The following is a 23,553-nucleotide window of genomic DNA, read 5'->3' on the forward strand; positions in this document are numbered from 1 at the left end:
GCCACTCGGTCTCCGAAACATCGTACCGGGCCATGATCAAGGTCCTCCTGGGACCTTGAATCACAACAAACGCAAACGCTCAATGATTATAGGTACAGAACCTAGGCGCATCGACCGGCGGACCATAGAACGCGACGCCGGCCTTGAGCGTGCCGCTGTGGGCGGCATATTCCCAGACCGTGCGACCGCCGCGGCAGAAGCCGATGATGCCGAGCTTCGTGGTATCGCCGCCTTGTGATCCTGCCCACGCCGCCGTTGCGTCGAGATCGGACAGCAGCTCCGCGTCCGGCTTGGCATTGACGACCGGCAGCAGGTCCTTGATGTCGGTGACCTTTGTCAGATCGACGCCCTTGCGGAAGTAATAGTCGGGCGCGACCGCGAATGCGCCGAGCTTGGCGAGGCGCCGCGTCACGTCCCTGATGTATTCGTGCAGGCCGAAGATCTCCATCGCCACGATGATCACCGGCGCCTTGGTATTGCCGGCGGGGCGGGCAAAATATGCAGGCATCTCGTCGGAGCCGACCTTGATCCTGGCATCGCCGGTTTGGAGACCGTTGGTGTCTGTCGTGATCACCTCGGCGCGGACCGGCCCGGCCGCAAGCGTGTAGCCGGCGGCTACAGCCGCGGTGACGCTCATGAAGCCGCGACGCGAGACCGGGGCGACTTTCGTCAGCCCGACGACGTCGGATGTGATGGTGGTTTCGAGACTCATCGGTCGGTCCTTCCTGATGCCTGGCCCCGATCCTTCAGGCGGCGCATTCGCCCTTGGTTGCCGGCCAAACGCAAATCACCAGCCTGCGAGCGCTGCCGCCATCAGGCCTGCTTGCGGCGCTGTTTCACCGGCGCGGCCTCGGGCATCAGGCTCGTCGCAACAAGATGCTGAACGGTTTGCTTGCTCGATCACGGACGGCACGCTGGCATTCCCAGGCCCGATCGTATTTCGGATTTAACCGGCTGGCTGCGCTGCGGCGCAACATCCATTAACCGAAAATGGCGGTTCCCTCGTCCTGACTTGCGCTGCCGGGAGTTGCAGCCGATGCGCCTCGTCGCGCAATTCGAAGCACGTCGCGGCAACAAATGAGCTCTGCCGTAGCCGCAACAACACATCATGTTGCTCCCGCATCGCAAGCCATCGGAGATCCGCGCGCGAACTTCGGTCATTTGACTGAAATTATCGGAAGAGTTGAGCGAGGCGATTTACTCGAACTTTCTTTGTGAAGCTCTAGTTCCACGTCCGGAAGTTCCCTCCGCAGAACCAAGGCTCTTCCCGCGCGCGGTCTGCCTTCCGGCAACGGAGGAAGGATCGCCCGAGAGATTCATCCTCGTCCACCCAGATTGCGCTACCAAAGGCTCAATTGAATAAAGCTTTATCCGACCTGGAATTGAAATGAACTTGGCTCGCGAATCGATTGAACTGTTGGAGCAGGCCGCGCGGATCCTGTGGTTCGAAGGCGCCAAGCACGGGTTGCGCGACCGCGAGTGGATGGCGCTGCGTTTCCTGTCCCGCGCCAACCGATTTTCCCGAACACCGTCGGCGCTCGCGAGTTACGTCGGCACCACGCGCGGCACTGCTTCGTTCATCATCGGCGAGCTGGAGCGGCTCGGCTATGTCGAGCGAAAGCGCTCGGCCAAGGACAAGCGCTCGGTGATGCTGAGCGTCACGCAGCAGGGCAAGAAGTTCCTGGTGCGCGACCCCGTCAACGTCCTCGTCGAGGCGATCGACGTACTCGACGACGAGGCAAAGATCCGCTTCCGCGACACGTTCCGGCATGTGCTGGATCAGTCGGACGCCGCAGAGCAGCGGCATCACACCGACGTTTGCAAGCGATGCATCTTCCTCCGCGAAGACCGCACCACGACGGACAGCAAGACGACGGTCGAGTTCAGCTGCCGCCTGTTTCGCGCGCCGATCGCGGAGGCGGAGGTCGATCTGCTATGCACCAGCTTCGAGCATCACCGTCAATAGAAGCGGCCTTCGATCAGGGTGCCGCCTTTCGTGACGAATAGATGACGCCCCCGCTGGACTCCACCACCAGACGTCCGTTCTCGCTTCTGATCTCCTCGATGCGGCCAAGGCCGGACACCTGCTGTCCCAGCACGGCCTCGATGACGCCGCTGGGGCCCTGCAGGATCGCAATTCCCTCATAGGCCTGGCGGACCGACCAGCCCTTGACCGCCTTTCGCGGAGCCGACCCGCGCTCGGATGGAGGCACCGATCCCGTGATCTCGGGTGCCGCGACCGAAGCCATCATCGGCACTGGCTGTTGCGGTTGCGAGGCGGTGGGCGTCGGAGCCTGGACCTGGGCCAGGGCGAGCTTGTCGAGCTTCACCGTCGAGGACGAACTCACCCGTTCGATGCGATCCAGGTTCTCGGCGAAACGGCCAAAACGGTCATTGGTTGCCTTGCTTGATTGATCGACCGCGGTGCGCAGGCCGTCGAGATTTTCGGACACGCCCGACACCTGCTTGCGTAGCTGCGCCACCGTCTCGCGCAGAATCCTGATCTCCGTATTGGCTGCGACGCTGCTCTGGGCGGGCTGCGTGGTGAGATAGGCGATCACGCCGGTGCAGGCACAGACCACCAGGATCGAAGCGACCGCCAATGTGGCGAGCGGCGCAACCCATGTCGGGCGCGGCGGCGGCGGCTTGGCTACGATCACTGCAGGCTTGATCACGGTCGGCGCAGGCTTCGGTATCGCCATCTTGTCGAGGCGCGCCTTGGCGCGAATACGCTTCAGACCCTCGAGCGCCTCTTTTGCCAGAGTTTCGTCACTCGCTGCCGCCGACACACGCTTAGTATTCGCAGCGGGCTTGGGGGCTCGCGCCGTATTGTCCCTGACATCGCGCACCTCCGCAGCCGGCTTCGCCGCTGCGGAAACATCAGCGGTCGCGTTGGGACGAGCTTGTCCATCGGACAACATGCGGGAATGCTCCGTTCGGTTCGATCTGTCGGACGATGACGTTATTTGCCGAAGCTTGCCCGAAACGTGCGTATCGAAAACTTTTCATCGCGTGCGACGACGTCACATGAGTCCGACGAGTCATACACGTGGCGAGAGTGCGACTCGAAAGACACACACCCGCCAAGATTTCGCCAAACTGGAGTCACCTCGCCATAATGAGTCGAATTGTCGCACGTGGAAACGCGACGGCGAGAGTCAATCCCGGATTGAAAACCACTCGATGTGCATGACCTGCAAGACCACCCAAAATGGCTGCAATCATACGGGGATGCGGAACTTTAGAACCGCCACGGTGCAAAACTAGTTCGAATTCCAAATCAACTGATGCGATTGGATATACAAAGAAACAACCCGAAACAAACCAACCGCATCAAGCACGTGTAGCAATCGCTTTGTTGCGCACGCTTGATCGGAAATCGGCAATTGTTACGGTCCTACTCAAGTGATTCTCGCCAGTTGGCGAGGAGATCGACACAGTGCAGTAGCGTTCCGACGCGATGAGCAACCTGGCGCAACTGTTCTAGGTCGCTTTCTCAATCCGCTCCGCGGGGTGATCCGTAAGACACCCGCCGGGCCTCACGCGGTAAGCGTTCAGTATCGAGTCGAAGTAGCAGGCCTGCGAGACGCAGGCACTGAATGCGTAGGGCTGCCCGCGAATATCGAAACCATAATAGCGGTTCGCGGGAAGGAATGTCGTCAAACAGCATCGTTGCCGAGCCGGGGCATCACAACAAACAACCGGCCGCAACAGTTGCGAAACAGGGGCGAAAGACTGATGTATATTATCGTTGATGATCGCGAGAGCGTCGCGAACAGCTACGTCGGAGGGCTCGTTCGCGAAGGTGTATCGTCGATCGGCTTCTCCTCCGGAGAATTCTGGGACTGGCTGCAATCTGCGAGTGAATCGGATCTGGCTGCGGTGGACGCGTTCCTCCTCGGGGATTGCGACGCCCGTGGAAGCCTGCCGCGGGCGATGCGCAAGCGCTCTTCGGCGCCCATCATCGCCATGAGCGGCCAGAAGATGCTCAAGAACACGCTCGAGCTGTTCGAATCGGGCGTCGATGACGTCGTGCACGTGCCGATTCATCTCCGCGAGATCCTCGCCCGAACGGCCGCGATCGCGCGCCGTCGCGTGGGCGAACTGCCGAGGCCCTGCGAGACCAGGATCCAGGTCTTCTTCAACGGACGTGACCCCGAGATCGCGGGCCACGCCCTCACCCTGCCCCGCCGCGAACTGCGCATTCTCGAATATATGGTCAGCAACCACGGCAAGTGGATCACCAAGACGCAGATCTTCAACGCGGTCTACGGCATCTTCGAGTCGACCTTCGACGAGAGCGTCATCGAGAGTCACGTCAGCAAGCTGCGCAAGAAACTTCGTGACCGCCTCGGCTTCGACGCGATCGTGGCCCGGCGCTACGTCGGATACCGCCTCAACATCCCGGCAGGCGAGACCATTGACGTGCCGATGCAGGAGCTCGACGAGGTCGGCATTCTCCTGAACCGGGCACATGCCGCCCCGGCGGCGTATCCGGCTTGAAACTGAACCGGCGGGGCGCACACCCTCGAAACCGACAACGGCCTCTGCGAACCAATTTCGCAGAGGCCGTTGTAGTTTCAACGATAGAGGCGGCGAACGCAGGCACGGTCCCGCGACGCTCCGGGGCCGGCTGGTGCGTCAGGGCTTCTGCTGGAATTCGTCCTTCGACACGTAGTTGAAATCCTCGACCAGGACGTCCTGGACGATTTCGGCCTGCATCCGCTCATTGACGCGCTGCTTGATGGCCGTCGTGAGGATGGAAAGATCGTAACGGGCGAGCTTTCTGAAGTCGAGGCGGTCGTCGGCATAGATCCTGCGGAAGGCCTCATCGACGACGAACGGCTCCGGCGGAACGGTGAGCTGGTGCAAGGTCCTCGCATCCACGGTGTAGACGAAGCGCGCGACGATATAGCCCTGCACGTTGCCGCCCTCGACCATCGGCACGCTCAGCGCCCGCGTCTTCTGGTACTGCAGCCCCTCGAGATATTCGTCTTTCGCCGGCAGCAGGCTGCCGTTTTCCTTCCAATAGGCCACGGCATAGCTCGTGCCCGCGGTGAGGATGCATACCCAGAGCCCGGCCAGCACGAGTCTGATCATTTTCCGTCCTGTGCTGCGCGACCGGTATAGGTGCCGTCCGATTCGGCGTCCCTGATGGCCTTGACGATGATGGCCGCAACCTCGCGTACCGCGTCGTAATGCATCTCGAGGATGGCGCGATTCCGTTCAAGCTTCTCGCGCAACCGCTGGATCTCCTCGGTGATCTCGACCTCGCCGCCGAGATGCATTCGTGCCCGCATCAAGCGGACGAATTCCAGCATGCTCCGGCTCTTCCGGGCGCTGAAATCGTCGAAATCGATCTTATTGCCCGTCGAGAGCGCGGCGGTCTCCTCCTCGACGATGCTTTCGAGCCGGCGGATCGCGGCCAGCAGGCCGCGCACCTCGTCGGATCTCGCCGCGTCCGCGCCGTCGCTCACGATCTCGCCGCCGCCATTCGGCAGCGGCACGGGCAACAGCACGTCGGTCGTCGCGGCTGCCGTCGTCATCGCCCCGGTTTCCACGACCGGCTGTTCCATCACCAGGGTCGCCGCGCCATCTTGTGCCTGCATAGGAAATTCACCCTTCAACTTCTGTCTTCCATTTCCGGATCGTCATCCGCCCTTGCCCGTAACGTCAGGCCCCGCCGGATGCGCGGCGGCGAGCTGCTTGGCAATGCCAATTCCCTTGCCCTTCGCCAGCTGAGCACCCAGTTGCTCCGCCAGCATCGACTTCCAGACGCCGCCGGCCGTGCCCTTGCCGAAGACCTCCTCCGACTCCTTCGGCAACATCGTCTCGACGAAGGTCTGGAGAATGAAAGCTTCGAACTTCCGGTACACTTCGCCCGAAGCCGGCGCCTTGATCACCGGCACCGGAGCCCCGTTCACCGCACCCGGCTGCGCTTCCGAAAGCTTCGTCGCCGCTTGATCGGCCGCCGCCGCAGCCTTGCCTACCTCCGCATCCATCGTGGCGGCGAAATCGGCATCGGAGGCTTTCAGCCCGTCGAGCTTGGCGGTCGCCGCGCGCTGCGCTACCGGGTCGGCCGCATCGAGAACGTCGAGAACGAGGTCGGTTGTCGCTGTTACGATCATGTCTTGGTCCGGTTGGCTGGCCGTGGCGTCCACTCGCGCACAATGAGGCTGGTTCCCGTCATCTCCTCGAGCGATCGCTTTTCGGCGTCGCGAAGCTTTTCCGCGAGTGCCGCCTTCGCGACCTGTTCGAGCTGCTTCATACGGCGGCTCTCCGCGCGGACCTGGTCGAGCTGCTGCGAGGCCTGGGCCTGAACCGCGCGTGCGCCGACGCTCGTCCTGCTCAAGCGCCGCGCGATCGATTCGCTCGATGATCCCGCCGGGGGCGTCCCGTCGTTCAGGGTCCCGACCAGCCATTCCTGCTCGTCCTGCAAGCTTCTCTCCTGCTGCCGCAATTGCGCGAGCTGCCATTCGGACAGCCGGAGCTGGAGCTTCACGAGCGAGACCATCCGGCCGAGCTTGTCCGCGCGCGACGTCATGACCGGTCACTCCGCCAGCCACGACGAGACGCCGAGCATGAATTGCGTCAAGAGCTCGTCGCTGGTGAGGTAGAGCAGCAGGAAGCCTCCGCACAGCACGAAGGGCACCGAGATGAAATAGACCGGAATCGCCGGCGTCAGCTTGTTGATCAGGCCGACCGCCAGGTTGACGATCACCGAATAGACGATGAAAGGGCTGGTGATCCGCAGCGTCAGCACGAACGCCTCGGACAGCCGGCCGACGAGTTGGTCGAGCGCCATGCCGCCGCCGAGCCTGTCGCCGGGATGCCAGACGTCGTAGGAGTTCATCAACCCGCGCAGGACCTGCCAGTGCTGGTCGGTCATGAAGAACAGCGTGGTGACGGCCGCCATGATCAGCGGCACCAAAGCCGGCGCAGGATCGGTGTCGGCGATCGGCGTTCCCGGGATGTTGCTCAGCCCGATCGCGCCCGCCATCATGGTGGCCATGGTCTGGAGCGCGAGGAAGAACACGCGACCGCCGAGCCCGATGACGCTGCCGACCACGAGCTCTGAGCCGATCAGGAGCGCGAGCGTCAGCGGCGCGGCATTGTCCGTGAGGGGTTTCAGGACAGCGATCAGGATCGGCGTCAGCGCAAACGTTGTGACGAGTGCGACGAACAGGCGGACCTGGACCGGGACGTTGACGCTGGAATAGCCGGGCACCAGCATCAGGCAGGCGCCGATGCGGCAGAACACGATGAACGTCACCAGAACGCTGTCGGCGAGGCCGCTGATCACGATATGGCTCCGAGCGCTCTGATCTCTGCGCTGCGCGCGACTTCGACATGCGACAGGATCGGCAGCGTCGGAAACACCCGCTCCAGGATCATCCGGACATAGGGACGGGCTTCAGGGGTCACCGCCAGCACAACGCTGGTACCGTTCTCGGTGAACTTGCGGATCGCGGCGCTGGCTTCGGTCGCAAACTGCTCGATCAGGCGCGGATCGGCGTCGAATTCGACGACGTCTCCCTTGGCGTCGCGCTTCAGGCTCTGGTGGAACGCCAGGTCCCAGCGGTTGCCGAGACGGACCACGTTGAGCACGCCGTTGTCCGAGAGGTCGCCGCAGATCTGCTGGGCAAGGCGCGTGCGCACGTGCTCTGCGACCTGCTCGGAGCGCCGCACATGGGGCGCGATCTCGGCGATGGCCTCCAGGATCAGATGCAGATTGCGGATCGACACGCGTTCGGCCAGCAGGATCTTCAGGATCGCCAGCAGGCCCGAGTACGAGATCTGCGACGGGCAGAGGTCCTCGACCAGGCGCTTGTATTCGGGATCGAGCCGGTCGAGCAGGCCGCGCATATCCTTGTATGACAGAAGCTGGGCGAGATTGGCCCGGATCACTTCGCTCAGATGCGTGAGCAGCACCGACAGATTGTCGACCGGCTTGCAACCCTGCCGCTTGACCTCGTCGGTGAACGCGTCGGTCACCCACAATGCCTTCATGCCGAAGGCCGGCTCGATCACCTCTTCGCCGGGCACGTCGGGCTTGCCGTCCTTGTCGACGAGCACCAGCACCTCGCCGAGCCGGAGCTCGCCCTGGGCGATGCGGGTGTCGTGGAGCCTGATCTGGTATCCCTTGGGGTCGATCGACAGATTGTCGGTGAGCTTGATCTCGGGAATCACGAAGCCGTACTGCTTGGCGAACTTCTTGCGAATCTTGGCCACGCGGTGCGCGAGCTCGGTGCGCGAGCCCAGCAGATGGACCGAAAGGTGGCCGCCGAGCGCCAGCTCGATCTCCGCGGTCTTGAGCGATTCCTTGACGGATTCCTTGGCCTCGGACTGGGCGCGCTCGTCGGCCTTGCGCGCATCCTCTTTCCGCTCCCGCGCCGCCTGCCGCCTCGGCAGCGCGTATCCGATGAATGCCATGACGCCGCCGAGCAGCAGGAAGGGCGCCATCGGCAGCCCCGGCATCAAGGCGAGCACGAACATCATCAGCGCGGCGGCAGACACCGCGCGCGGATAGCCGCTGAGCTGCCGCAGCACGGCCTGCTCGGCTGAGCCCCTGGTGCCGCCCTTGGAGACGAGCAGGCCCGCCGACAGCGACACGATCAGCGCCGGCATCTGCGACACCAGGCCGTCGCCGACCGAGAGCTTGGTGTAGACGTCGGCGGCGCGCGACAGCGTCAGCCCGTGATGGGTGACGCCGATGATGATGCCGCCGAAGATGTTGATCGCCGTGATGATCAGGGCGGCGATGGCATCGCCCCGAACGAACTTCGAGGCGCCGTCCATGGCGCCGAAGAACGCGCTCTCCTCCTCGAGTTCGCGGCGCCGGCGCTGCGCTTCCTTGTCGTCGATCAGGCCCGCCGACAGATCCGCGTCGATCGCCATCTGCTTGCCCGGGATCGCGTCCAGGGTAAAGCGGGCGCCGACTTCGGCGATACGCGTGGCACCCTTGGTGATCACGACGAAATTCACCGTGACGAGGATCGCGAAGATGATCAGACCGATGACGAAGTCGCCGCCCATGACGAACTTGGAGAAGCCGGCAACGACGTGACCGGCCGCCTGCTCGCCCTCCCCGCCCCGCGACAGGATCAGCCGCGTCGTCGCGACGTTCAGCGCCAGGCGCAGGATCGTCGCGATCAGCAGCACGGTCGGAAAGGCCGAGAAGTCGAGCGGCCGCTGGATCCACAGCGCGACCATCAGGATCAATGCCGACAGCGCGATCGAGAAGGCGAGGCCGAGGTCGATCAGGATCGGCGGAATCGGCAGAAACAGGATCGTGAGCATGGCCACGATGCCGCCCGCGAAGAAGGCGTCGGCGCCCAATCGTCGCGGGGTCGGCAGGCTAGCAGCTAACGTATCGGCCATGGGTCACCGGCAGAGGATCCGGCGCGTAATCTGCCGTGCAAAGCTTACGCGGGGGTGGTGGCCGGGGCCGTCCGGATCAGAAACCGCGCTCGATGTGCGAATAGACCATCTCGGTGAAGGTGGAGAGATGGGCCCCGATGAAGGAGCCGGAGACGGCAACGACCACGAGAATGACGATGATCTTCGGAACGAAGGTCAGCGTCACCTCCTGGATCTGGGTCAGGGCCTGGATCAGCGCGATGATGGTGCCGACCAGCATCGCGGCGCCGACGGCAGGGCCGGAGGCGACGATGATGGTCCAGATCGCCGCCTGGACGATGTCGAGGGCGTCCCGTTCATTCATGACTGGCTGATCGTGAGACCGGGCCCGACGGCGACCTTGGTGCCGTCCTCGAGGGTCGCGACGGAGCCGTCGCTGTTGATGGAAATCGAAGCGACCTTGCCGCTGAAGGTCGCTCCGGTCGAGTCCGTGAAGCTGACGGTCTTTCCGATCAAGCCGTCGGCCTGCGACAGCGACTGCGAAGACAGCAGTGCGTCGAGCTTCGTATTGGTCTGCATCGCCTGCTCGACCGACGAGAGCTGCGCGAACTGGCTCATATATTGCGAGGTATCCATCGGATTGGTCGGATCCTGGTTCTTCATCTCGGCGATGAGCAGCTGAAGAAACGTGTTGTAGTCGACGCCGGTGCTCGACGTCGACGTGGTGGAACCGGTCGAACTGGACGACTTGCCGGTGCTATCGGTCGCGCTGGTGACGTTCATGTGCCTCTCCGCTGTCAGGCAGCTTCGGATGGGGAATCGGTCTTGGCGCCCGCCAGGATGGCCTGCTCCACCGGAAACAGCGCCCGGATCCGCTTGAGCGCCTCGAAGTAACGCGTCGCTCCGACCAGTTCGTCGACAGCGCCAAGCCCGACCAGCATCTCGTGGCTCTCGCACACCGCGACCAGGGCCGCGTGATGCTGCCCGTACAGGGCCGATGCATCCCGGACGTCGGTCGGATTCATCAGCATGAGCTGGACGATGAAATAGAGCTGGCGCAGCGCCGTGGTGGCGTCGGAGGCCTGCATCACCTGCCCTTCGAGCAGGAACATCACGTCGTTGACGAGTTCGAGCGAGACCTTGCGGTCCACACGCAGCACCGCGCCGTTGATGTAGACCCGTTCACCCGCGCGCAAGGATATCTTCATCAAAGAGCGTCTCGGATCAGGCGGTTGATTTCGATGAGCTGCATCACGTCGTCCGACTTCTCTTCGCGGAGGCGGTCAGCTTCCTTGACGACCCACAGGCCGATCGAGATGATGTCGGCGCGCAGCTTGTCCGGCAGTCCGTTCTCCGGATGCGCGAGATCCTCGATGAAGATCGTCCACAGCCGCCGCACATAGAGCAGGCTCTCGACCAGATCCTCGAAGCTGAAGCGCCCCTTCTGGATTCGCTCGAGCCGATCGATGCCGAGGCTGAGCGCCTGCCGCTCGCGGCCCCGCGCCTCATAGCCGCTCTCGTCGACGACCGCTTCATAGGCTTCAAACGTCATCAGGAAAACTCTGCGCAGGAGACCGAATAACAAGACAAGGATTGCAGGCCTTACGAACGGGCTATGACTCAGAGATAGTTGATGAGGCTGATCTTCTGGAGCTGCGAGGTCAGCGCGAGCGCCGTCTGGATCTGGGTCTGCAAGGTGTTGACCCGGACCGAGGCTTCCGCCGGATCGACCTGCTCCATACCGACGATCTGATTGTTCAGAATGTCCTGCTGCGCCTTCAGTTTGCTGGTTGCGGTGGTGAGCCGCTGCTGGACCGTGCCGACGCTGCCGCCGAGCGCAGCGAGGTCCGTGATGGCGTTACCGACGAGGCCGATAGCCTTGTCCACGACGACCTGGAACGTCTCCTGGCTCAGGTTCGTGTTCCCGAGATCCGCCATCATGGTGTAGGCCTCGGCGAGCTTGCGGAAGCCGGCCTGGTTGGCGCTCACGGACGTATCGGCGATCTCGGTCGTTGAGATCCGGCTTTGCATGACCTGGTCGGTGGCCGTTGACCAGTTGGTGTTCCAGGCCGGGCTCGCGAACTCGGCATCGAAGCTGGTGTTGAGGAAGGTCTGCATTTGAGCGGCGGTGATGCTGCTCACGCTGGCGGAGGATTGCGAGAAGCCGAAAGTCGCAAGGAAATCGGAGTCGACCTGGTTCTTGCTGGCCGAGCCGGCGGCGTAAGCCGTGATCGGCTGGTTCTGCGTGTTGATGCCCGAGAACAGGTACGAGCCGTTATAGGACACGTTCAACGCGCCGATCAGATCCTGGAGATTGGAGGACGCAGGCGGCAGGATGATCCGCCCGCCGCCGTCGGTGCTGCGGGCCGCGATCAGGTCCTTGAGGAAGTCCGTTGCGGTCGTGCTGAGCTGGGTGATCCGGTTCTGCGTCACGTCCAGGCGTCCCGAGACGAGCCCGTTGGTATCGACGAGCTGATCGGCGAAGCTCCAATCCGCCCGCAGGGTGACGTCGCTGCCGGTCGTGGCACCAAGTTCGAGGCCAATATCGGCGAAGCGGCCGGTGGTTGCCTCCGTCGACGCCTTGCTCAGCGCAGCCTGGTTGTTCGTGATCGAGGACCTCAACGACGAAGACAGCATCAACGTCGAGATGTAGTTCGCGCTCATCATGGCTCAATTCCCCACGGCAGCCAGCAGGCTCTGCAACATTTCGTCGACGGTCGAGATGATCTTCGACGACGCCGAATAGGTGCGCTCGACCTGAAGCATCAAGGACATCTCGTCGTCCATGTTGACGCCGCTGACGTTCGACAGCGCCGCAGTGCTGCGGTCGAGCAGCGTGTTCTGGTAGGTGACGTTGTCGTCCGCGGCCTTGCGCTGGTTTTCGATCCAGCTCGTTGACGACGAGGCGAAGTCGATCAGGCTGCCGCTCGGCTTGCCTTGCGTGGTGGCATCGAACGGCTGCGACGCATCCATGTCGCCGATGAGCTGCTGCAACCGGGTCGAATAGCCGCCGTTGCCGGCGGTGTTGTATTGGTATGCGGCGTTGCCGCTGATCGCACCGTCGCGCAGCAGATCCGGGTTGCCGCCCAGGGCCGGATCGACCGACGCGGCAACCGAGATCGTGCCTGCGAGGCCTACTGAGACGGTGGCGCTCGCCGGCATCGCCGGCGCGCCGGGATAGGTGAAGAGACCGGGAACGTCGGGCAGCGCCGCGCCGGACTGATCACTCTCCTTGAAGGTATTGATCAGGCCGCGCGCGATCTCGTCGAGCTGACTCTGATAGGTGACCGTGTCCTGGTCACGCAGCTGGGCGAGGCCCGCCAGCTTGCCCGACTTCAGCGGCATCACCGAATTGGCGCCGGTCACCGGCACGCCGTCGATATAGACCGCATTGCCCGTGGTGCCGGCCGTATAGGCGTTGGTCGGCGCAAAGCTCACCGTCCGCGCCGTCTTGTCGAACAGCACGACGCCGCTGTCGGTGTAGAGTGCCGCGTCTCCGTTGGTGCGGATCGACATCGTGACGCCGAGCTCCTGCGACAGCTGGGAGACGATGCTGTCGCGCTGGTCGAGGTAGTCGGTGACGTCGTCGCCGGAGATCGTGCCCTTCACGATCGCCGTATTGACGGACTGGAACTGGGAGAGCAGCCGGTTGATGTTCTGGACCGACGTTTTCATGTCGGCATCCGCACCCTCACGGACCGACTGCACGGTCTGGGTCGCCTGGTTGAGCGCGGTCGCCATGTCCTTGGCTGACGCAACCGCCGCCTGCGCCAGCGTAGTGTTGTCCGGGGCGTTGGCATATTGCTGGAGCGCCTGCTTCAGCGCATTGAGCTGCGCCGTCGGCGACTGGTCGAGTTCCGGATCGTCCACCGTGGCAGATGCGATCTTCTGGAGGCCGTCATGGATCGCGCTCTGCTTGGCCGACGACGAGGTCGCGATCAGAACGTTGTTGTAGAGACCCGAGCTGGCCGCGCGCTGTATCCCCGCCACGTAGACGCCGGTCCCGGGCAGGTTGTCCAACACGGCAATCTTGCGCGAATAGCCGGTGGAGCTGGCACCGGCGATGTTGCGCGAGATGACCGACGACTGGATGCCCGACGCCATGAGCGAGGAGCGGGCGGATTCGAGAGCGGCGGTAAGGTTCATGATCTGCTCTTGCCGGCGACGAACGCTGCGGGAATCAGCGCTTCAGGTTGACGACCACGTCCAGCAAATCGGCGCCGGTCTGGAACGATTTCGAGTTCGCGGTGAAGCCGCGCTGCGCCTCGATCATCGAGGTCAATTCGTCGGCGAGATCGACGTTGGAATCCTCCAGCGCGCCCGACTGGATCGTGCCGAGGCCGCTCTGGCCGGCGAGGCCGACCTGCACGTTTCCGGAATCCAGGTTCGGCGAATAGACATTCCCGACTTCGGGCGTCAGATGGTCGGGGCTCGGCACGGTCGCCAGCGCGATCTGGAAGCTCGGAAGTTCGGTGCCGTTCTTGAGGACCGCGGTGACCACTCCCTTGTCGTCGATGTTGACCTTCTCGACAGCGGACGGAGCGTTGCCGTCGACGGTCGCCTTGAAGTCGAAGGCGGAGGCGACCTGCGTCATCGCCGAGAGGTCGATATTGAAGGCAGCAGAACCGCCAGGGATCGCCACCGAAAGCGAGGTCGGGCTCGCGGCGGCCAGCGCACCCTTGCCGACCGCCGTAACGTCGAAGGTGAACGTGGTCGCGGGGCCGCTCGTCGTCAGCGCGGTTGCGCCGTTGTAGACCTCGATATCCCAGGTATTCGCGCCCGTCTTTGCGGCGTAGACGTCGAGCGTCACGGCATTGCCGATGTTGTCGTAGGTCACCATCGAGGTCTTCGACGTGTAGTTGGCCGGACCGGCCGGAGCCGCGATCGCGGTTGCGCTCGGATCGAGATTGGCCGCCACGGTCGCCTTGGTCGAGGGCGCGGCCTGGAGCGCCATCTGGTTGACGTTGATGACCTGAAGGCCGCCGAAGCCGTTGGCGGCGACGGTGGGCGTGGCACCGTTCTGGATGTTGTAGCCCATCAGCTGGAAGCCGGCCGTGTTGACGAGATTGCCCGTGCTGTCGGGCACGAACGAGCCGGCGCGCGTGAGGAAATTGTTGCCGTTCGGGTCCTGCACGACGAAGAAGCCGTTGCCCTGGACCGCGAGGTCCGTCGTCGAGGTCGTGAACTGGAGGTTGCCGGGATCGGTGATGGCATAGCGGACCGTGGTCTCGACCGCGCCGGAATCGTAATTGCCCGAGCCGCTCTTCAGGATCAGCGAGGAGAACTCCGTCGAAGCCCGCTTGTAGCCGGTGGTGTTGACGTTCGCGATGTTGTCCGAAACCGTCGACAGCTTGTTGGACTGCGCGTTCATCCCGGAAACTCCGGTGCGCATAACACCATACAGGCTCATGAATTGGGCTCCTTTGGTAGGTTGCAGTTACAATGGGGGTTGTTGCTTGCGCGAGGCTGATGATCGGGAACGATGCACAACTTGATGTCGCTCCTCGGGTCGTCTCTTCAGGTGGTCTTGGCCTGACAGAATGAGCGCGCCTTGTCGGTCCACGCGCCGAAGCCGCTGGAGACGAGATGAGCGACGATGTGACAGACGTAGCGCTTCTGCGCCGGCTGGTTGTTGGGCCCCGCATTGTAGCGGGCGACCGCCATTGTCCAGCTGCCCTCGCGCTGCTTGAGCTCCTTCAGGAAGCGCGCGGCGTAGTCGACGTTCCTGGCGGGATCGAACATCGCCCGCACCGAGGCGAACTTGTCGCCGTGATAATAGTGGTTGATCTGCATGCAGCCGAGGTCGATCAGCTTGATGCCCTTGGCTCGCATCGCCTCGAAATTCGCGATCGCGTCGTTCATGTCCTTGGCGAAGACGGTCTGTCCCTCGGCGCCGAGCGCGTAGGGATAAAGCGCGCCGCGCCTCCCGGTCTCGGTCAGGCCGACCGCATAGAGAATGCCGAGCGGAATCCCGTGCTGCTGGGACGCGCGCGCCATCTCGCGCTCGCAAGGGCGCGAATTGTCGGTCGCCGCTGCCGCGGCGCCGGCGTTACAGATAAACAGGGCCGCGACGAATCTGCGGCGCCACGTCCTGGTCATGACGCGTCTCCTGGTTGGACTGGCGCTCCTGTCGGGTCTGCTTCGCGCCGCCGTCCGATTGTCCAGACGACGTGCTCGTGCCGCCGAACGTGCCTTGCGACTGCGACGACGGCTGTTGCTGGCCCGAGAGCTGCGACTGCGACTGGCCGGTGCCGCTCTGGAATCCATCCAACGAGCCGTGCTGGACAGGGGCAACGTCGGCGACGTAGCCCGCCGACTGCATGAGCTCGCGGATCGAGTCGCGCCGCTGGTCCAGCATCTGGCTCGTGTCCTTGCGCTCGGCGGCAAGGTGGACGGACACTTCGGTGCCGACGAGACGAAGCCGAACGGTGACGTTGCCGAGCGCGGGCGGCTCGAGATTGATGGTCAGGATCTTGAGCGGCTGGTCCGGCGCGGAGGTCTGGGATGCCGCAGAATCGGGAGCTGCGGACGCCGCCGGCACCGGAGATTCCTTCAGCTCGGCGACGACGGCATTGGCAATTTGTTGTGGGGCGTTGAACTGCGCCGGAGGCAGATGGGTTTCCTGCTGGATCACCGTGACCTTGGTCGCCTCGGGCAGCGCATCCCGCGCCGAGGCCTTGGCGGCGCGTTCGACATTGGCGGCGACGGCCTCGAAGCCGGGTGCAATGGGCATCGCCTTCGACGGCTCTTCGCTTTGCGTCGATAGCGCTTGGGCGGCGTCTATCGCTCGCGGAGCCGCGGCCTGCGAGCGCGCAGCGGTCGGAGCGACAGCAGACGGGCGGGACTCGGCCGTTGCCGCCTTCGTCAAGTCCGTGACCTGAACTTCGCGCTTCGCAGTGAAGGACCGCTCGCCGCGCGCGGGGGTATCCTGCTTGTCGCCGGCTGTTGCTTGCAGCTGCGGCTTCGCGGCCGGTGCGGCGGCGATCTCCTGTCCGACGATTGCGGAAATCCCCGGCCGGTTCTGGACGTCGGCCTTCTCGCCGGGGTCGACCGGAGCCTGCTTCTCCAACGATTTGCCGGTCTTCTTCGCGGGGGATTTCCCGGTGGATTTGGAGTCCTCGACCGTCGCGGTGCCGTCGTGCGCCGTCTCGTCCCTTGCTTTGTCCTTGTCGCTCTGATGCGCCAGGCCCGTCCGAAGCGTTGCCGCTTTGACGGCCGTATCGCCGCCCTCATCGTTCAGGGCCCGCTTGGCGAGGTTCGAGACGGTGTGGAGCAGATCGTTGAACGACGAGTCCGCCTGCGGTTTCGCCGCGGCACTCTTGCCGGAGCGCGATGCGCCCCGCATGCTGAGGCTTTCGGCTAGTCCCGAAAACACCTGTCCGGAGGTTCCACTGAGCTTCGTCATGGACGGCGATCCCTGGTGAGAAGTTCGAGTTCGCCGAACTGCTTCTGCGCGCGCGCGAGCGTCGCGGCCGACGATGCCAGATCGAGACGCGCCGGCGTGACCGGAGGCTTGTCGGCTGCGGCGACCGTTCCGCCCGCGAACGGCTTGCGGACATCGAGCGCGAGCTGCAGCGTTGCATTCAGGAGCGGAAGATCGCGCTCGGGCAATTTCGACCGGTCGAGCGCCTTCAGCTCGGCGATACCGCCGTCATATTCGTCCGTCAGCGCCTGCGAGGCGCCGCGGAAGAAATGCGCGCGCTCGCGATCCGCCGAGGCATCGGCGCTGAGCGCGAGCGCGCGCTCGCCGGCAAGCCGGGTCACGACCAGCCGTCCGCGCACCATCGCGGTGCGCGCGATCACGAGATAGAGCTTGAGCCGGCTCGCGCGATCGATCTGCTCGAGCAGAGTGACGATCCGCGCAAAGCGGCGCTCATCGAGCGCGAGGCTCGATTGCGTCACGCCCGTGGAAAAACGCTGCCAGAAATCCCCGGCATAGACCGAGTTGCGGTAGTGGCGGATATAGGCCTGCGTCAGGAACTCGAACTTGTCGAAATCCTCCGCCTGGCCGACCAGCAGGATCTGGCGCCGCAGCGCCGCTTCCTCCACCAGCGTGCCCGGCAGGAGCAGGCGCGCGTCGTCCAGGCGCTCGATCGCGAGCGACGCCTCGGTGCGCGCGAACAGCGCCCCCTGCACCAGTGCGACCTGTCCGCCCAGGCCCGACGGAATCGTGCGCGGCTTGACGTCCTTGAGCAACTCGCGCGCTTCGTCCTGACGGCCCTCGACATAGGCAAGCGCACCATCGAACAGCCGTGCGTCGACGTTCAGCTTGTCGCGCGGCAGTTTGCGGACGATTTGCGGCCCGCCGCCGCTGAGCAGATAGATGACGACGGCCTGGCCGTTCTGCGGGTTGCTCCACACGCCCGGATCCGCAGCGACAAATTTTTCGCCGATCTGCCGGATCAACGCGATGTGCTTGCCATACGCCGCAGTATCGCCGTTGGCGATGCCGTCCTGCGCGGCCTGCAATGCGCGCACGAGCTCATATGGCTCGCCCGATGTCGATGGCGCCGGAGCCGGTGCCGGCTCGGCAAATGCGCCCGCCGCCGTTATCGGCAGCAGCGCCAGCAGCGCGGCGCGGAGCAGTGGCTTGATCAAGGACGCTTCTCCCGGATCAGGATCTCGATCCGGCGATTTTGCGCGGCCGCCGGATCGTTCTGAAGCTTGGGCCGCCGGTCGGCGTAACCCTCGACATGCTCGATCCGCCGCGCATCGACGCCGGCGCGGACGAGCATGTAATAGGCCATCTGCGCACGGGCCGTCGACAGCCGCCAATTGTCGTAGGTCTCCGATTTGTATGGCCGGTTGTCGGTGTGTCCGCGGACGATGATCATGCCAGGCCGCTTCGTCAGCAGCGGGCCGATCTTGTCGATCACGCGGATGAGCTCCGGCCGGGGCTCAGCAGAGCCGACCGCGAACATGCCGAAGCTGGCGTCGTCGGTCAGGCTGATCAGCAGTCCTTCCTCGACCTGACGCACCTCGGCCGCCGGTCCCGCGCCGGCCTTGATGTCCGACAGCGCCTCTGCGATTGCCGATTGCAGCTGCTTGACCGTCGGTTGCTGCGTCTGGGCCGCATCGCGCGGCTCGGACTCCTTTGTCGTATCGTTGAGCCGCGCGGGTGCGGCGGCGTTGGCTTGAACGCCAGACTGGGCGCCCGGCTGCGCGTTGCCGTCGCGTGCAGACTGCGACGGCGCAGGCCCCGGCGGCAGCAGAGGCGACAGGCTTGCGGACGAAGCATCGGCGTTCGGAGCCACGTTTCCGGCGGCATCGTCCGCCCTGGCACGACGCGCCTGCGGCTCGCCCTGAACTGTCCCGGCCGCATTGTCGCGCGCGGACGCATTCGGCTTGGGCTCGCTCTCGATGATGCGATCGGCATCCTTGGACGCCTGCGGCGCGAGCTTCCAATAGCCGGGATCGAAGGGATCTCGGTAGGCGTCGCCACCCTTGAGGCCGTCCTCTTCGGCCGACGTCAGCGCGCCGGCGCGCCGCTGGCCCGAGGCCTGGTTGGCGCTGTTGGCGATCTCGGTGAGCGTCGCATAGGGATCGCGGAACAGGACCTTCTCCTCGTAGAAGGGCGGCTTCTCGGCGGTCGGGGAGTCGCCGCGACGTTCCTCGCTGGGTCCGGCCGGCTGACGCCTGCCGTCCTGGCCTTCGAACGACGACGGCTCCTTTTTGGAGAGATCCTTGAGGCCCTTCGGCGCGGGCGCGTTCTCCGCGAGCTTGATCGGATTGAAATAGCTCGCCACCACCTGCTTCTGGTCCTGGTTCAGCGCATTGATCAGCCACATCACCAGGAAGAACGCCATCATCGCGGTCATGAAGTCCGCATAGGCGATCTTCCAGACGCCACCGTGCGGCTTCTCGTCGTCGAAGGCGCTCCGCCGACGGATGATGACGAGCTCTGCTTTGACCTCATTCATGGCGGGCTACCGGCGCGCCTCTTTCAGGCGTTCGCTCCAGGCCGAGAGCTGAGTCTCGATCACGGTCTGGTCGGCGACGACGCGGACCTCGAAGGTCTCGGCGGCCTCGTACTCGATACCCGTTCGGCGGGCCGTATCGAGCTGTATCTTCACCAGGTCGAGCAATTCGCTCGGGCCGGTGACCTTGAACACCGGCACCGGCGAATTGCCGGTCAGCGCCGCAATCTGCTCCACCAGCGACCCGATCGCCTTGTCGCGGACCGCCTCAGCCAGGAACGGCAGCAATATCCGTGCGACGGAGCTCGCGATGTTGGTCTCGATCTCGCGGCAAGCCGTCTCGAAGCCACTGACGACCGCGACCGCCTGCTGGTCGGACCACTTGGCCCGCTCCTCGCCGAGCCGGATCGCGCTGCGCACCCGCTCCTCGGCGATCCGGGCGTCGCCTTCCGCGACGCCCGCGGCATGGCCGCGCCGATAGGCATCGTCCAGAAGGTTGGCCGACGGAGCTTCCGCCTTCGGAGCGGGAGACGGCGACTGAGGCTGAGGCTGCGGCTGCGGTTGACCCTGAAGCTGAGGCTGGGGCTGCGGCTCGCGCCGGACCTCCTTCTGCCTCGTCAGCACGTCCTGGATCTTGGGCGGCGGAGGCGGCGGCGACTTGGCCCGGCCGTTCGCGTCGAACTGCGTCAGAAGTTTTCCGATTGCCGCGTTCATGCCGCCTCCTCGCGTCGCATCCAGTCTTTAAGGATCGCTGCCGCCTGCATCTGATCGAGCCGAACGATCTGCTCCAGCCGCTTCTGCGGCGTTCGCTGCATCTTGCCTTCGAGATCTTCGACGAGGTTGAGCTCGGCCTCCTCGCTTTCAGCCAATGCAAGGGCTCCGGCGGCCTCGAGCTGGGCAGCTTCTGCCGCCTCGGTCTGCTCCTGCGCAGCGCGATGGGTCAGAATGCCGTTGACCGCGGGGCGAAGCCCGAACCAGACCAGCATCGATGCAACGGCCAGGATCGTCACCGCGTTGATGACGCTGCCGAGCTGCTTGTTGATCATTTCGACGAAGCTGATCGGCGGCACCGGCGCCAGTTCGCGCGAGCCTTCGATGAAGTCGACGGCCGTTACCTGGATCTGGTCGCCGCGCTGCTTGTCCAGCCCACCCGCCGTCGCCGCGAGTTGGCTGATCTCGGCGAGCTTGCTGTCGACGATGGCCTGGTTGCTCTTGTCGCCGAGGTCGGCGACGAGGCGCGCGCGATTGACCAGGACCGCGATGAACAACTTCTTCACCAGATAGCCGTCGCTCACCGTCGTCGTGGTCTTGGACGAGACCTCGAAATTGGTGACGTCCTCGCGGCGCGTCTTGTCCTCGCTGGAGTTCTTGGTGCCGCCGGCGTTGACCTGCTGGTCCGGAAGGTTCTGCTGCACCGTAGTCGGCGTCGAGCGATCCGCGTTCTGCGACGATTCTTTCTCGCGCACGTTACGGACGGAACGCTCGGCGCGGGTCTCCGGATCGTAGACGGTCTCGTTGATCTGCCGCTTGTCGGTGGAGAGCTGCGGCGCGACGCTCACCTCGAAATTGTCGAGGCCCAGATACGGCGTCAGCGCCTTGCGGATGTTCTCCTGCACCATCCCGCCGACCGTCTTCTGGAGGTTCGCCATCTTGGTCGGCGCGGCGCTCGCCTCGTCGTCTTCGGCCAGCAGCATCGAACCGTCGGCATCCAGCACCGTCACCTTGTCGCGGGTCATGCCTGGAATCGCGGCCGCGACGAGGTGACGGATCGACTGCGCCGTGCGCGCCTCGATCGCACCGTCGGTACGCAGCACGACCGAGGCCGACGGCGGTTGCTGGGTGGCACGAAACGAGCCGCGCACCGGCAGCACGATATGCACCCTTGCGGCCTTGACGCCCTTCATCAACTGCACCGTGCGTGCGATCTCGCCTTCGAGCGCGCGCAGCTTCGTGACTTCCTGCATGAACGAAGTCAGGCCGAGCGAGCCGATCTTGTCGAACAGCTCGTAGCCGGAATTGGCGCTGGTCGGCAGCCCTTTCTCGGCGAGCAGCATTCGCGCCTGCATGGTCTGGCTCGGGCGCACCGAAACCGCATCGCCGGCGGTATTGACGTCGAATGTGATGTTCTGCTCGCGCAGCGCGGCGCCCATCCGCGTCACGTCTTCCCGGCTGAGGCCGGTATAGAGCGTCTCGAATTCGGGCCGGCTCAGATAATAGGCGCCGCCGACGACGGTGACGAGAACGGCAAAGCCGATCAGTCCCAGGGCCATCAGGCGTCGCGGCCCAAGCTCCAGAAGATTGTTGAGCAGTTGCTGTATCTGCGCACGACTGAGCAGCATGTGACCTCGTACCGATGCGAACGTAGAGGACACTCCGCTGCCAACCTTGTCTGAAGGTTGCGCGAGAATGCGAATGTGCCGGTTCGCCGGCGAGGCGTTGCAATTTTGCAAGCGAGTGAACGACGCGATCGGCGGCAACGTGCGGGCGATCGGGCGAATGACAGCGCGATCGGCGATACGTACTGGGTCGAGTCTGGCGTCGGGAGGTCGATTGCGGGCACGTCTTGTGCCACCGGATCCGCCGTTCATGGCGGAGGCCGTGCTCCCTTGGGAGCACGGCCGGTTTCGAAGCCGCGGCTTAACGGAACAGCGACAGGATGCTCTGGCTGTTCTGGTTGGCGATCGAGAGCGCCTGAACGCCGAGCTGCTGCTGGGTCTGCAGCGCCTGAAGGCGGGTCGATTCCGCGTTCATGTCGGCGTCGACGAGCTGGCCGACACCGCGGTCCACGGAGTCCATCAGCGACTTCACGAAGTCCGTGTTGGTCGCGATGCGGTTCTTGACGGCACCGAGATTGGCGGCGGCCGAGGCCACCGAATTGATCCCGGCGGTGACCTGCGCGATGTAGCCATCGAGCAGGGTCTGGTCAGCCGCCGAGTCGGTCAGCGCGGAGATGTTGATGGTGTCGATCGACGGAGCAGTCGTGCTGGCCGCCGTGTCCAGGATGCCGGTCTGCGTGCTGGTGTAGAGCGAGTAGTTGGCGGTCGTCACGGTGATGGAGCCGATCGTGGGCGTGCCACCGACGCGCGAATACGACGACACGAGGTTGAAGCTCGTCGGCGTGGTGCCGGTCGTCGTGCTCAGCCAGTTCACGCCGTTGAAGGTCGCCGAATTGGCCTTGAGCTTCATATCCTGCTGGATCTGGGTGATGTCAGCCTGGATCTTGGTGCGGTCGATACCGGCGGTCTTGGCTTCGACCAGCAGCGCCTGGAGCTTGGTCAGGCCGGAGTCCTTGTCGCCGATGACCGAGGTCAGAGCGGTATATTCGGTGTCGACGGTCGCGGCCGACAGACCGAGCGAGTCGGAGACTGCCGAGAGCGCGGCGTTGTCGGAGCGCATCGACGTCGCGATCGACCAATAGGCGGCGTTGTCCGAGGCGGTCGAGACGCGCTGGCCGGTCGAGATCCGGTTTTCGGTCGTCTGCAGGCTGGAGCTGACGTTCCGAAGCGTCTGCAACGCGGTCATTGCGGCGGAGTTGGTAAGCAGACTAGAACCCATTTTGATGTCCCTTTGAGATTGAATTGAGCTTGGGGGACATACCGGGCTTGCACCGGTACGACAGGGCGGCGTCATGCCTTTGGGCTGCGGAAATGCGCGTTAGGCCCAACCTGTCGTAGCAGCGATGTTAGCGAGCGAAGCTTGTGCGAGGCTTGTGGCTCTGTGCCCCCTCGGCAACAGGGCTGCCGAAATGACGGCGCGCAGGACGTCGCGCCAAACGAAAGGGCCGCGCTTCGCGAGAAGCGCGGCCCCCCCCTGGATGGTTGAAGGCTTAGCGGAACAGCGACAGGATGCTCTGGCTGCTGTTGTTGGCGATCGAGAGCGCCTGCACACCGAGCTGCTGCTGGACCTGGAGAGCCGCCAGACGGGTGGACTCCTGGTTCATGTCGGCGTCGACGAGCTGGCCGACACCGCGGTCCACGGAGTCCATCAGCGACTTCACGAAGTCCGTGTTGGTCGCGATGCGGTTCTTGACGGCACCGAGATTGGCGGCGGCCGAGGCCACCGAATTGATCCCGGCGGTGACCTGCGCGATGTAGCCATCGAGCAGGGTCTGGTCAGCCGCCGAGTCGGTCAGCGCCGAGATGTTGATCGTGTCGATCGACGGAGCGCTCGAACTGGCCGCCGTGTCCAGGAGGCCGTTCTGCGTGCTGGTGTAGAGCGAGTAGTTGGCGGTCGTCACGGTGATGGAGCCGATCGTGGGCGTGCCACCGACGCGCGA

The 23,553-nt window shown here is 64.3% G+C and carries 24 protein-coding genes and 1 pseudogene; 2 read left to right on the forward strand and 23 right to left on the reverse strand.

Annotated features, from left to right (window positions below; genetic code table 11):
- Positions 1-109: 109 nt before the first annotated feature.
- Positions 110-712, reverse strand: a pseudogene (locus JQ572_RS34400) (dienelactone hydrolase family protein); the annotation flags it as partial.
- A gap of 675 nt (positions 713-1,387) precedes the next feature.
- Here JQ572_RS34400 and JQ572_RS34405 point away from each other — a divergent pair.
- Positions 1,388-1,966 (forward strand): MarR family winged helix-turn-helix transcriptional regulator, encoded by a 579-nt coding sequence (locus tag JQ572_RS34405; protein WP_211387272.1) that lies wholly within the window; start codon positions 1,388-1,390, stop codon positions 1,964-1,966.
- Between the two features lie 13 nt (positions 1,967-1,979).
- On the opposite strand, the gene JQ572_RS34410 is transcribed toward JQ572_RS34405, so the two are convergent.
- Complete coding sequence (locus JQ572_RS34410; protein WP_211387273.1) at positions 1,980-2,921, reverse strand: hypothetical protein; 942 nt, start codon at positions 2,919-2,921, stop codon at positions 1,980-1,982.
- A gap of 817 nt (positions 2,922-3,738) precedes the next feature.
- Here JQ572_RS34410 and JQ572_RS34415 point away from each other — a divergent pair.
- Positions 3,739-4,503, forward strand: coding sequence for a response regulator transcription factor (locus JQ572_RS34415; protein ID WP_211387274.1), 765 nt, complete (start codon positions 3,739-3,741; stop codon positions 4,501-4,503).
- A gap of 138 nt (positions 4,504-4,641) precedes the next feature.
- Here the strand turns inward: JQ572_RS34415 and JQ572_RS34420 are convergent, their stop codons facing one another.
- The 21 genes from JQ572_RS34420 to JQ572_RS34520 all read right to left on the reverse strand — a co-directional run.
- Complete coding sequence (locus JQ572_RS34420) at positions 4,642-5,100, reverse strand: hypothetical protein (RefSeq protein WP_211387275.1); 459 nt, start codon at positions 5,098-5,100, stop codon at positions 4,642-4,644.
- Positions 5,097-5,609, reverse strand: coding sequence for a flagellar biosynthesis protein FlgN (locus JQ572_RS34425; protein ID WP_211387276.1), 513 nt, complete (start codon positions 5,607-5,609; stop codon positions 5,097-5,099). Before JQ572_RS34425 ends, JQ572_RS34420 begins: the two co-directional genes overlap by 4 nt.
- A gap of 42 nt (positions 5,610-5,651) precedes the next feature.
- The gene (locus JQ572_RS34430; protein ID WP_211387293.1) at positions 5,652-6,128 is read right to left on the reverse strand and encodes a rod-binding protein; all 477 of its coding nucleotides are present in this window, start codon (positions 6,126-6,128) and stop codon (positions 5,652-5,654) included.
- Positions 6,125-6,544: a hypothetical protein gene (locus tag JQ572_RS34435; RefSeq protein WP_211387277.1), complete on the reverse strand. Its 420-nt coding sequence runs from the start codon at positions 6,542-6,544 to the stop codon at positions 6,125-6,127. The genes JQ572_RS34430 and JQ572_RS34435 overlap by 4 nt, the downstream gene beginning before the upstream one ends.
- 6 nt (positions 6,545-6,550) lie before the next feature.
- Positions 6,551-7,303 carry a flagellar biosynthesis protein FliR gene (fliR, locus tag JQ572_RS34440; protein ID WP_211387278.1) on the reverse strand — a complete coding sequence of 251 codons (753 nt, stop codon included), beginning with the start codon at positions 7,301-7,303 and terminating at the stop codon, positions 6,551-6,553.
- The gene (gene flhA, locus JQ572_RS34445; RefSeq protein ID WP_211387279.1) at positions 7,300-9,381 is read right to left on the reverse strand and encodes a flagellar biosynthesis protein FlhA; all 2,082 of its coding nucleotides are present in this window, start codon (positions 9,379-9,381) and stop codon (positions 7,300-7,302) included. The genes fliR and flhA overlap by 4 nt, the downstream gene beginning before the upstream one ends.
- A gap of 76 nt (positions 9,382-9,457) precedes the next feature.
- Positions 9,458-9,724, reverse strand: coding sequence for a flagellar biosynthesis protein FliQ (gene fliQ, locus JQ572_RS34450; protein WP_018453982.1), 267 nt, complete (start codon positions 9,722-9,724; stop codon positions 9,458-9,460).
- Entirely contained in the window at positions 9,721-10,143 is a 423-nt protein-coding gene (flgD, locus tag JQ572_RS34455) for a flagellar hook assembly protein FlgD (protein WP_211387280.1), read from the reverse strand. Before flgD ends, fliQ begins: the two co-directional genes overlap by 4 nt.
- 14 nt (positions 10,144-10,157) lie before the next feature.
- Positions 10,158-10,568 carry a flagellar biosynthesis repressor FlbT gene (gene flbT, locus JQ572_RS34460; RefSeq protein ID WP_211387281.1) on the reverse strand — a complete coding sequence of 137 codons (411 nt, stop codon included), beginning with the start codon at positions 10,566-10,568 and terminating at the stop codon, positions 10,158-10,160.
- On the reverse strand, positions 10,568-10,912 hold the full coding sequence (flaF, locus tag JQ572_RS34465; RefSeq protein ID WP_211387282.1) for a flagellar biosynthesis regulator FlaF: 345 nt from the start codon (positions 10,910-10,912) through the stop codon (positions 10,568-10,570). Before flaF ends, flbT begins: the two co-directional genes overlap by 1 nt.
- A gap of 68 nt (positions 10,913-10,980) precedes the next feature.
- Entirely contained in the window at positions 10,981-12,027 is a 1,047-nt protein-coding gene (locus JQ572_RS34470) for a flagellar hook-associated family protein (RefSeq protein WP_211387283.1), read from the reverse strand.
- A gap of 3 nt (positions 12,028-12,030) precedes the next feature.
- The gene (gene flgK / locus JQ572_RS34475; RefSeq protein WP_211387284.1) at positions 12,031-13,506 is read right to left on the reverse strand and encodes a flagellar hook-associated protein FlgK; all 1,476 of its coding nucleotides are present in this window, start codon (positions 13,504-13,506) and stop codon (positions 12,031-12,033) included.
- A 34-nt stretch (positions 13,507-13,540) separates the two neighbouring features.
- A complete protein-coding gene (locus tag JQ572_RS34480; protein ID WP_211387285.1) occupies positions 13,541-14,770 on the reverse strand; it encodes a flagellar hook protein FlgE in 1,230 nt (409 codons plus the stop codon).
- A gap of 107 nt (positions 14,771-14,877) precedes the next feature.
- Entirely contained in the window at positions 14,878-15,459 is a 582-nt protein-coding gene (locus JQ572_RS34485; RefSeq protein ID WP_211387286.1) for a transglycosylase SLT domain-containing protein, read from the reverse strand.
- Entirely contained in the window at positions 15,410-16,765 is a 1,356-nt protein-coding gene (gene fliK, locus JQ572_RS34490; RefSeq protein WP_211387287.1) for a flagellar hook-length control protein FliK, read from the reverse strand. The genes JQ572_RS34485 and fliK overlap by 50 nt, the downstream gene beginning before the upstream one ends.
- Positions 16,762-17,958 carry a chemotaxis protein gene (locus tag JQ572_RS34495; RefSeq protein ID WP_211387288.1) on the reverse strand — a complete coding sequence of 399 codons (1,197 nt, stop codon included), beginning with the start codon at positions 17,956-17,958 and terminating at the stop codon, positions 16,762-16,764. The genes fliK and JQ572_RS34495 overlap by 4 nt, the downstream gene beginning before the upstream one ends.
- On the reverse strand, positions 17,955-19,280 hold the full coding sequence (locus tag JQ572_RS34500) for a MotB family protein (RefSeq protein ID WP_211387289.1): 1,326 nt from the start codon (positions 19,278-19,280) through the stop codon (positions 17,955-17,957). Before JQ572_RS34500 ends, JQ572_RS34495 begins: the two co-directional genes overlap by 4 nt.
- A 6-nt stretch (positions 19,281-19,286) precedes the next feature.
- Positions 19,287-19,991, reverse strand: a complete 705-nt coding sequence (locus tag JQ572_RS34505) for a hypothetical protein (protein WP_211387290.1) — start codon at positions 19,989-19,991, stop codon at positions 19,287-19,289.
- Positions 19,988-21,616, reverse strand: a complete 1,629-nt coding sequence (fliF, locus tag JQ572_RS34510) for a flagellar basal-body MS-ring/collar protein FliF (RefSeq protein WP_211387291.1) — start codon at positions 21,614-21,616, stop codon at positions 19,988-19,990. The genes JQ572_RS34505 and fliF overlap by 4 nt, the downstream gene beginning before the upstream one ends.
- A 298-nt stretch (positions 21,617-21,914) precedes the next feature.
- Entirely contained in the window at positions 21,915-22,832 is a 918-nt protein-coding gene (locus JQ572_RS34515) for a flagellin N-terminal helical domain-containing protein (RefSeq protein ID WP_211387292.1), read from the reverse strand.
- Between the two features lie 271 nt (positions 22,833-23,103).
- The coding region (locus tag JQ572_RS34520) for a flagellin (RefSeq protein ID WP_283814127.1) at positions 23,104-23,553 on the reverse strand (450 nt) is incomplete at its 5' end.

The organism is Bradyrhizobium sp. SZCCT0153 (assembly GCF_018129995.1).
Taxonomy (GTDB): Bacteria; Pseudomonadota; Alphaproteobacteria; order Rhizobiales; family Xanthobacteraceae; genus Bradyrhizobium; species Bradyrhizobium japonicum_G.